The following is a 2,728-nucleotide window of genomic DNA, read 5'->3' as shown; positions in this document are numbered from 1 at the left end:
AGACTTCGTTGCCGCCTACAATTTCGGCCGCCGGCTGAAGACCCTTAGGGGGCTCACACCCTACGAGTTCATCTGCAAATGCTGGACTTCAGAGCCAGAACGATTCAGGCTCGATCCAATCCATCAAATGCCGGGACTGAACATCTAGACGGCGTGATGCAGGCGCCGGGCGGCCCGGAGGAGGATAGCTCGGGCGGCTTCAGCMATGGTGGCTGGACCTTCCACTACTGGGACGAGCCGATGGGCGAGGTCATGGAAAAGGCCTTCGCCGAGGAATTCGACCTGCTGCTCGGCCGCAAGACCTACGACATCTTCGCGGCGCATTGGCCGCATGCCGGCGACGACCCGGTCGCCATGAAGTTCAACGCCTGCATCAAATATGTCGCGACCTCTGCGCCGAAGACGCTGAACTGGCAGAACTCGGTCGCGCTACGTGGCGATATCGCCGCCGAGGTGGCGGCGCTGAAGCGCCAGGACGGTCCCAAGCTCCTGCTCCAGGGCAGCAGCGAACTGATCCAGCTGCTGCTGGCGAAGGACCTGATCGACGAGTTCAACCTGCTGATCTTCCCGGTGGTGCTCGGCGCAGGCAAGCGGCTGTTCGGCGAGGGCACCATGCCCGCTGCCTTCACGCTGGTCGAGAGCAGGGTTTCGAGCACGGGCGTGATCATGGCGACCTATCGTCGAGCCGGTGCGGTTACGACCGGCTCCTTCGCGCTTGAGGCTCCGAGCGAGGACGAGATCGCGCGCCGCGAGAAAAATCTCAGCGCAGCCTGAAAAAAGTTTCGGCGCGTTGTCGATTCCGGAGCGCGCCGTTCGACGTGAGGACAGAGAGCGGGAATTCTCCGCTCTCCGAACCAAAGTCAGAACCCACCCACCCCATCAGGAGAAGACCGATGCGCTTCATGATCATCGTCAAGGCGACCCTGGATTCCGAAGCCGGCATCATGCCGAGCGAGGAACTGCTGACCGCCATGGGCACCTATAACGAGCAACTGGTAAAGGCCGGCATCATGCTCGCCGGTGACGGGCTGCATCCCAGCTCCAAGGGCGCACGCATCCGCTTCTCAGGCGCCAAGCGTGCCGTCGTCGACGGACCTTTCGCCGAGACCAAGGAACTGATCGCCGGTTTCTGGATCTGGCAGTGCAAGTCGATGGAAGAGGCGGTCGAATGGGTCAAGCGCTGCCCGAATCCAATGACAGGCGATTCCGAGATCGAGATCCGCCGGATCTTCGAGGCCGAGGATTTCGGAGAGGCCTTCACCCCGGAGCTGCGCGAGCAGGAAGAGCGCATCCGCGCCGAGGCCGCGAAAAAGGCCGGCTGACCTGTCGATTTCGCGACGCGTCGATCGACGTGTCCTCAGGAGCGGCGGGGCACCAGGCCCCGACCGGCTTCGGACCACCGACTCCAGGAGCAAATCCATGCGTTACATGATCATGGTCAAGGCGACCAAGGACAGCGAAGCGGGYATCTTCCCGGAAGACGACAGTCTGATGGCGGCGATGGCGGCCTATCACGAGGAGCTTGCCAAGGCCGGCATGCTGCTCGACGGCTCCGGCCTGAAGCCGAGCTGGAAGGGCTGGAGGATCAAGTACTCGGCCGACGGCAAGAACCGCGTCGTTGACGGCCCCTTCGCCGAGACCAAGGAGCTGGTCGCCGGTTACACCGTGATCAAGGCCAAGTCCCGCGAGGAAGCGCTCGAATGGACGCGGCGCTTTCCCAGGCCCTTCGAGCCGGGTCAGGAGTGCGAAATCGAGATCCGCGAACTCTATGAGCTGGAGGATTTCGAGCAGTTCGAATCGGTCGAGCGCTTCCGGGAAATGGGCATCGGCGGTGAGTGACGGCGGGACGATACCTGCCGCTGCGTCTTGCGCCATCGGTCTGTGGAGGCTTTCATGAATACGGTCTTGTCCAAGGATGGCACCGCCATCGCCTATCAGCGCTTCGGTTCCGGCCCGGCGGTCATCCTCGTCGACGGCGCGCTCTGCAGCCGCGCCTTCGGGCCGATGCCGAAGCTTGCGCCGCTGCTGGCGGAGCGCTTCACCGTCTTCGTCTATGACCGCCGCGGGCGCGGCGATAGCGGCGACTCGCCGACCTATGCCAAGCAGCGCGAGATCGAGGACATCGCTGCGCTCGTCGCCGAGGCGGGCGGCGAGGCAGCGGCTGTCGGCCTCTCATCCGGCGCCGCATTGGCGCTTGAAGCTGCCGCCGCAGGCGTGCCGATTCGCCGGCTCGCGCTGTACGAACCGCCTTATCTCGCCGCTGACAAGGAGGGCCGGCAGCCGCCGCAGGACTGCCCCGGCAAGCTCAGGGCGCTGATCGCCGCGGGCCGGCGCAGCGCCGCAGTGCGCTTCTTCATGGTCGATATCGTCGGCATGCCGACATTTGTCGGCTGGCTGATGCGGCTGATGCCGGGCTGGTCCAAGCTCAAGGCAGTGGCCCACACGCTGGTCTACGACACGACGATCATGGGCGATTTCACGGTGCCGGCCGAGCGGTTCGCCAAGGTCGCAGTTCCGACGCTGTTGCTTGCAGGGGAGAAGAGCCCGCGCTCGCTGAGAATGGCGGCGCAGGCTGCGGCCGATTCCGTTCCGGGAGCCAGTCAYGCCGTGCTGAAGGGGCAGACGCACAATGTCTCGCTGCCGGTGTTGGCGCCAGAGCTGGAACGCTTTCTCGCGGCCTGACCGCAGACCGGACGGCTTGCGCAGCAAGGGCCGAAATGGTGTGTAT

4 protein-coding genes and 1 pseudogene are annotated in these 2,728 nt (G+C 64.5%); all 5 read left to right on the top strand.

Annotation, left to right across the window (positions count from 1 at the left end; all coding sequences use genetic code 11):
• A pseudogene (locus AC1DRP_RS36105) lies at positions 1 to 148 on the top strand (IS481 family transposase); the annotation flags it as partial.
• 8 nt (positions 149 to 156) lie between these two features.
• Positions 157 to 774, top strand: a complete 618-nt coding sequence (locus tag AC1DRP_RS36100; RefSeq protein WP_476771088.1) for a dihydrofolate reductase family protein — start codon at positions 157 to 159, stop codon at positions 772 to 774.
• A gap of 119 nt (positions 775 to 893) precedes the next feature.
• The gene (locus tag AC1DRP_RS36095; protein ID WP_476771087.1) at positions 894 to 1,322 is read left to right on the top strand and encodes a YciI family protein; all 429 of its coding nucleotides are present in this window, start codon (positions 894 to 896) and stop codon (positions 1,320 to 1,322) included.
• Between the two features lie 97 nt (positions 1,323 to 1,419).
• Positions 1,420 to 1,839, top strand: a complete 420-nt coding sequence (locus AC1DRP_RS36090; protein WP_476771086.1) for a YciI family protein — start codon at positions 1,420 to 1,422, stop codon at positions 1,837 to 1,839.
• Between the two features lie 54 nt (positions 1,840 to 1,893).
• Positions 1,894 to 2,682 carry an alpha/beta fold hydrolase gene (locus tag AC1DRP_RS36085; protein WP_441507034.1) on the top strand — a complete coding sequence of 263 codons (789 nt, stop codon included), beginning with the start codon at positions 1,894 to 1,896 and terminating at the stop codon, positions 2,680 to 2,682.
• Positions 2,683 to 2,728 lie beyond the last annotated feature (46 nt).

Source organism: Allobosea sp. 01N443, from assembly GCF_056399325.1.
The sequence above is the reverse complement of the archived record's forward strand: the minus strand, read 5'-3'. Positions and strand labels throughout refer to the sequence as shown.